This is a genomic window from Streptomyces hygroscopicus subsp. hygroscopicus (assembly GCF_001553455.1).
GTDB lineage: Bacteria > Actinomycetota > Actinomycetes > Streptomycetales > Streptomycetaceae > Streptomyces > Streptomyces hygroscopicus.
Genome location: NZ_BBOX01000543.1, coordinates 1 through 7,020, shown reverse-complemented (window position 1 = coordinate 7,020; position 7,020 = coordinate 1). Strand labels below are relative to the sequence as shown.

The 7,020-nt window shown below is 72.9% G+C and carries 2 protein-coding genes; both read right to left on the bottom strand.

Annotated features, from left to right (window positions below; all coding sequences use genetic code 11):
- Positions 1–1,682 (bottom strand): type I polyketide synthase (locus AXW62_RS38430; protein WP_174556480.1); only part of this gene is annotated, 1,682 nt, incomplete at its 3' end.
- 57 nt (positions 1,683–1,739) lie between these two features.
- On the bottom strand, positions 1,740–7,020 hold a 5,281-nt coding region (locus AXW62_RS38425), incomplete at its 5' end, for a type I polyketide synthase (RefSeq protein ID WP_159061066.1).

Sequence of the window (7,020 nt, the reverse complement as noted above, 5' to 3'; positions counted from 1 at the left end):
GTCCTCCCCCGCACCACTCCGTTCGAGGTGGTGGCGTCCTCGGCGACGGCCTCCAGGCGCTGGAGGAGTTCGGTACGGCCGGTCCCGGTGACCACGGCCCGGTGCTCGAAGGCGGACCTGGTCGTCGCCAGCGACAGCGCCACGTCCGCCACGGCCAGTTCCGGGCGTTCCGTGAGGAACTCCCGCAGCCGCCCGGCCTGCGCCCGCAGCGCCTCTGCACTGCGGCCCGACACGACCCACGCCACCGGACCGTCGGCGACCTCGGCCTCGGCGGGCTCGGCCGCCTCGTCCTCCGGCGCCTGCTCCAGGATGGTGTGCGCGTTGGTGCCGCTCATGCCGAACGAGGACACGGCGGCGCGGCGCGGGCGATCCCGGTCCGGCCACGGGGTGGACTCGTGCAGCAGGGACACGGCGCCGCCGGTCCAGTCGATGTGCGGCGAGGGCTCCTCCGCGTGGAGCGTCTTCGGCAGCACTCCCTCGCGCATGGCCATCACCATCTTGATGACCCCGGCGACACCGGCGGCGGCCTGCGTATGGCCGAAGTTCGACTTGATACCGCCCAGCCACAGCGGCTGGTCCGCCGGGCGGTCCTGCCCGTACGTGGCCATCAGCGCCTGCGCCTCGATCGGGTCGCCCAGTGTGGTGCCCGTCCCGTGCGCCTCCACCGCGTCCACGTCGGCGGCCGACAGACGGGCACTGGTCAGTGCCTGCCGGATGACCCGCTGCTGCGATATGCCGTTGGGCGCCGTCAGACCGTTGGAGGCGCCGTCCTGGTTGATCGCCGAACCCCGTACGACGGCCAGCACCTTGTGGCCGTTGCGCTGCGCGTCCGACAGCCGCTCCACGAGCAGCATGCCCACGCCCTCGCCCCAGCCGGTGCCGTCGGCCGCGGCCCCGAACGGCTTGCACCGGCCGTCCGCCGCCAGGCCGCGCTGCCTGCTGAACTGGACGAACGCCGACGGGGTGGACATCACCGTGACGCCACCGGCCAGCGCGAGCGTGCACTCGCGCTGGCGCAGTGCCTGAATGGCGAGGTGCAGGGCCACGAGGGAGGAGGAACACGCCGTGTCCACGGAGAGCGCGGGGCCCTCGAGGCCCATGGTGTAGGAGATCCGGCCGGAGACGATGCTCGCCGCGTTGCCGGTGCCCGAGTGGCCCTCGACATCCTCCATGCTCTCGGCCGCGCCGAGCATGAGCATGGAGTAGTCCTGGCCGTTGGTCCCGACGAACACACCGGTTCTGCTGCCCCGCAGGGACATCGGGTCGATGCCCGCCCGCTCGACCGCCTCCCACGAGGTCTCCAGCAGCAGCCGCTGCTGCGGGTCCATCGAGAGCGCCTCGCGCGGTGAGATCCCGAAGAACGCCGGATCGAATTGGCCGGCGTTCTCCAGAAAACCGCCCTCGGTCGTATAGCTGGTGCCGGGACGGTCCGGGTCCTCGTCATAGAGGGCGTCGACGTCCCAGCCTCGGTCCATGGGGAATTCCGAGATCGCGTCGGTGCCGTCCGCCACCAGACGCCACAGGTCTTCGGGGGAGTTCACCCCGCCGGGGAACCGGCAGCTCATGGCGACGATCGCGATCGGTTCCTGGTCCGCCGACTCGGCCTCGAGCAGGCGCCGGCGAGTCTGCTGGAGATCCGCGGTCACCCGCTTGAGATAGTCGAGAAGCTTCTCTTCGTTCATTGTTATGTCACCCATGGAAGTAGTAAGGAACGACCCTCGGGAACCGACCGCGCCAGCTCAGGAGATTCCGAGCTCCTTGTCGATGAAGTCGAAGATCTCGTCCGACGTCGCCGACTGAATCTTGTCCGAAACCGCCTTCTGGCCCGCGTGGGGCGAATCCTGCTCCGCCTCTCCCCACTTCAGGAGAAGCGTCTGCAAGCGCGTCGTGATCCTCGGCCGGTCCACGTCGTCGGCGGAGATCGTGGCCATGGCCGCTTCGATCCGGTCCAGCTCGCTGAGGATCGGTGCGGCCGCCGAGACCCCGTCCTGGACGACATCGGTACGCAGCCGGCGGGCGAGCGCCACGGGCGTCGGGTGGTCGAAGACGATGGTCGCGGGCAGGCGCAGGCCCGTCGCCGCGTCAAGCCGGTTGCGCAGTTCGACGGCGGTCAGTGAGTCGAAGCCGAGTTCCCGGAAGGCCCGCTGGGACTCGACCGACTCCACCGACGGGAAGCCCAGCACCATCGCCACCTGTGTGGTGACCAGCTCGAGCAGCGCTCGTTCCTGCTCCGCCTCCGACATTCCGGCGAGCCGCTCACGCAGTTCGGAGCCACCGGTCTCGAACTGTGCCGCGGCGCCACCGCTCAGCGCGGCCTGAAGTATCCGCCGGGCCTCGGGCACCTCGTCCAGCAGCCGGCTGGCCCGTACGGCGGTGTAGGACGGGACGAATCGCTCCCAGTCGAGGTCGGCGACGGCCAGGTGCGTGTCCTCCAGGTCGAGGGCCTGCTGGAGGGCCTTGACCGCGAGGTCCGGGGCCATCGCGGCCATGCCGCCGCGCCGCAGCCGGTCCTCCAGCGCCCCGTCGACCGCCATGCCGCCCTCGGCCCACGGCCCCCAGGCCACCGAGGTGGCCGCCAGGCCCTGGGCCCGGCGCTGCTGTGCCAGGGCGTCGAGGTAGGCGTTGGCCGCCGCGTAACTGCCCTGCCCGGCACCGCCGATCGCCCCGGCGAGCGAGGAGAACAGCACGAACGCGGACAGGTCGAGGCCCTCGGTCAGCTCGTGGAGGTTACGGGCGCCGTCCACCTTGGGACGCAGTACGCCCGCGACCCGCTCCACCGACATCGCGTCCAGGACACCGTCGTCCAGGACCCCCGCCGCGTGCACGACGGCGCTCAGCGGATACCGCTCCGGAATGGCGGCCAGGACGGCGGCCAGGGCGTCGCGGTCCGCGGCGTCGCATGCCTCGATGGTCACCTCGGCGCCCAACGCGGTGAGTTCGTCGCGCAGTTCGGCCGCCCCGTCGGCTTCCGGACCACGGCGGCTGGTCAGCACCAGGTGCTCGGCGCCGGCGCGGGCCAGCCACCGGGCCACCTGGCTGCCCACTCCCCCGGTACCGCCGGTCACCAGCACCGACCCCCGCGCGCTCCACGGCCGGGCCGTGGTCCGCGCCGCCGCGGCCCGCACCAGGCGCCGGGTGAACACACCGGAGGCGCGCACCGCCACCTGGTCCTCGAACTCGCCCGCGCCACCGCCCAGCACTCCGGACAGCCGGTCCGCGGCCCGCTCGTCGAGCGTCTCCGGGAGGTCGACCAGACCGCCCCACAGCCGGGGGTGCTCCAGACCGGCGACCCGGCCGAGCCCCCAGATCTGCGCCTGGACGGCGCTGCGCAGGGGGTCGGAGCCGGTCACCGACACGGCACCTCGCGTCGCCACCCACAGTGCGGCCTCGACACCGGCGTCCACGAGTGCCTGCAGCGCGACGAGGTTCAGCGCGAGCCCGCGCGGCACCACCGCGTGACCGGGGCAGGGGTTCTCGTCCAGGGCCAGCAGGGAGAGCACCCCGCCGACGGCCCCGTCCGAGGCGCCCTCGGCGACCGTGCGCAACCGCTCGGCGAGGGCTCCGCGGTCGGTGTCCACCGAGCCGTCGAGCACGATGCGCGCCACTTCCGCGCCCTGCCGCTGGAGCAGCTGCGCCGCGGAGGTGACCAGCTCGTCATCGGCGTGCGACCGCGGAACCATGAGCATCCAGGTTCCGGTCAGCGCCCGCTCGGAGAGTTCGGCCACCGGGTGCCACGCGATCTGGTAGCGCCAGCCGTCCACCGTCGACCGCTCACGGTGCCCCTTGCGGTACGACGCCAGGGCCGGGAGCACCTCGGTCAGCGAGGCGTCCTGGTCCACCCGCAGCGCGGTGGTCAGCGCCTCGAGGTCCGCACGCTCGACCGCGTCCCAGAACCGGGCGTCGGCCGAGTCGACGGAGGCGGGGGCTGCGGAGGTGTCGCTCTCGGGGGCGTCCAGCCAGTAGCGCTGCCGTTGGAACGCGTACGTCGGCAGTTCGACCCGTCGGACGTCCTGGCCGGTGTACATGGCCTCCCAGTCGACGGTGACGCCGTGGACGTGGAGTTCGGCCAGCGCCGTCGTCAGCGCCTGGACCTCCGGGCGGTCCTTGCGCAGCGCCGGTACGACGACCGAAGCCGAAGCGTCCTCCGCCGTCAGGCACTCCCGCGCCATCGCCGCGAGCACACCGTCGGGACCGACCTCGAAGAACCTGCTCACCCCCGCGATCTCGAGGGAGCGCACCCCGTCCAGGAAGCGCACGGCCTCCCGCACGTGGCGCACCCAGTACTCGGGGGAGCACACCTCGTCGGCGCCCGCCGGCTTGCCCGTCACATTGGAGACCAGGGCGATGGCCGGCGGGGCGAACGACAGCCCCTCGACGACCTCGCGGAAGTCGTCCAGCATGGCGTCCATGCGGGGCGAGTGGAACGCGTGGCTGACCCGCAGCCGGCGGGTCTTGCGGCCCTGCTCGGCCCACTGGGCGGCGATCTCCAGCACGGGCGCCTCGTCACCCGCGATGACCACGGCGGTGGGGCCGTTGACGGCGGCGATGCTCACCTCCGCCTCACGACCGGCCAGCGACGCCGCGATCTCCTCCTCCGACGCCTGGACGGCGACCATCGCGCCGCCCTCGGGCAGCGCCTGCATCAGCCGGCCACGGGCCGCGACCAGCGTGCACGCGTCCTCCAGCGAGAACACCCCGGCCACATGCGCCGCGGCCACCTCACCGATCGAATGCCCGATCAGCACATCCGGCGCCACGCCCCACGAGGACAGCAGCCGGAACAGCGCCACCTCGACCGCGAACAGCGCGGGCTGGGTGAACGCGGTCTGATCCAGCAGCTCCGCGTCCGCGCTGCCCTCGGCGGCGAACATCACCTCACGCAGCGGACGGTCCAGCACCACGTCCAGATGCGCACACACCTCGTCCAGGGCGCGGGCGAACACCGGGAACGCCTCGTACAACTCCCGCCCCATGCCCAGGCGCTGCGCACCCTGGCCCGAGAACAGGAAGGCGGTGACCCCCGTCGGGGTGGCGACCGAGCGCACGACCCCGGGAGCCTCCTCGCCGGTGGCGACGGCCTCGAGCCCGCGCAGCAGCTCCGCACGGTCCGTGCCCGTCAGCACGGCACGGTGTTCGAACACCGACCGGGTGGCGACCAGCGAATAGCCCACGTCCTTCAGGCTCAGCTCCGGGCGTGCGGTCAGATGGGCACGCAGCCGCCGCGCCTGGGCGCGCAACCCGTCCGCGCTCCGGGCGGAGAGCGTCCAGGGAGCCGTGCCACGGTCGTCGGGGGCCGTCACATCGGCCGGTCGCGCCTCCTCCTCGTCCGACGGGGCCTGCTCGATGATGGTGTGCACATTGGTGCCGCTCACACCGAACGCGGAGACACCGGCCCGGCGCGGCTGCCCCGTCTCCGGCCACGCGGTGGCCTCGGTCAGCAGCCGCACCTCGCCCGCCGACCAGTCCACCTGCGGCGACGGCTCGTCCACGTGGAGCGTCTTGGGCAGCACACCGTGCCGCATCGCCATCACCATCTTGATGACACCGGCGAGTCCGGAGGCGGCCTGGGTGTGGCCGATGTTGGACTTCAGCGCGCCCAGCCACAGCGGGCGGCCCTCCGGCCGCTCCTGGCCGTAGGTCGCGAGCAGCGCCTGCGCCTCGATCGGGTCACCCAGCGAGGTGCCCGTGCCGTGCGCCTCCACCGCGTCCACCTCGGCGGCCGACACCCCGGCGCTGGCCAGCGCCTGGCGGATCACCCGCTGCTGCGACGGGCCGTTGGGCGCCGTCAGGCCGTTGGACGCGCCGTCCTGGTTGACCGCCGAGCCACGCACGATGCCCAGCACCTGGTGGCCATTGCGCCGGGCGTCCGACAGCCGCTCCACCAGCAGCACGTCGGCGCCCTCGCTCCAGCCCGTACCGTCCGCCGCGGCGGCGAACGGCTTGCACCGGCCGTCCGGGGCGAGCCCGCCCTGCCGGCTGAACTCGACGAACGCCATGGGCGTCGCCATCACCGTCACACCGCCGACCAGGGCCATGGAGCATTCGCCCTGACGCAGCGACTGGCAGGCCAGGTGCAGGGCCACCAGCGACGACGAGCAGGCCGTGTCCACCGTCACGGCGGGGCCTTCCAGGCCGTAGGTGTAGGCCAGACGGCCGGAGACGACACTGCCGGCGTTGCCGGTCAGCAGATGGCCCTCGACGTCCTCGGGCACGGTCTCCAGATTGGCGCCGTACCCCGAGCCCGAGAAGCCGACGAACACACCGACCTGGCTGCCCCGGACCGAGGCGGGGTTGATGCCCGCCCGCTCGAACGCCTCCCAGGATGTCTCCAGCAGCAGCCGCTGCTGCGGGTCGGTCGCCAGCGCCTCACGGGGCGAGATGCCGAAGAATCCGGGGTCGAACTCGCCCGCGTCGTAGAGGAATCCGCCCTCGCGGGCGTAGAAGGTGCCCGGCCGGTCCGGGTCCGGGTCGTACATGCCGGTCAGGTCCCAGCCGCGGTCCGACGGGAACGTAGAGATGGCGTCACCGCCGCTCTCGACCAGCTGCCACAGGTCCTCCGGGCTCCGCACCCCGCCGGGGAAGCGGCAGCTCATGGAGACGATCGCGATGGGGTCGTCGTCCGCGCCGGACACCGCCTGGGCCCCGGACGCGGAGGACGCCGCCGGGGAGGAGGCGCCCAGCACCTCGGTGCGCAGGTGCGCCGCGAGCACCGCGGCGCTGGGGTAGTCGAAGACCAGCGTGGCGGGCAGGCTGAGACCGGTCTCGGCGGCCAGCCGGTTGCGCAGGTCGACGGCGGTCAGCGAGTCGAAGCCCAGATCGCGGAAGGCCCGGTGGGGCTCGACCGTCTCCGCGGAGGCGTAACCGAGCACGGAAGCGGCGTGCTTGCGGACCAGGTCGAGCAGCGCCCGGTCCCGCTCCCCCTCGGTGAGGGGCTTCAGGCGCTCGCGCAGCTGCGCACCCGCGGCGTCGGCGCCCTCGCCGTCGTTCCCCGTGGTCTCCAGCCGCTGGACCTCGTCGAGA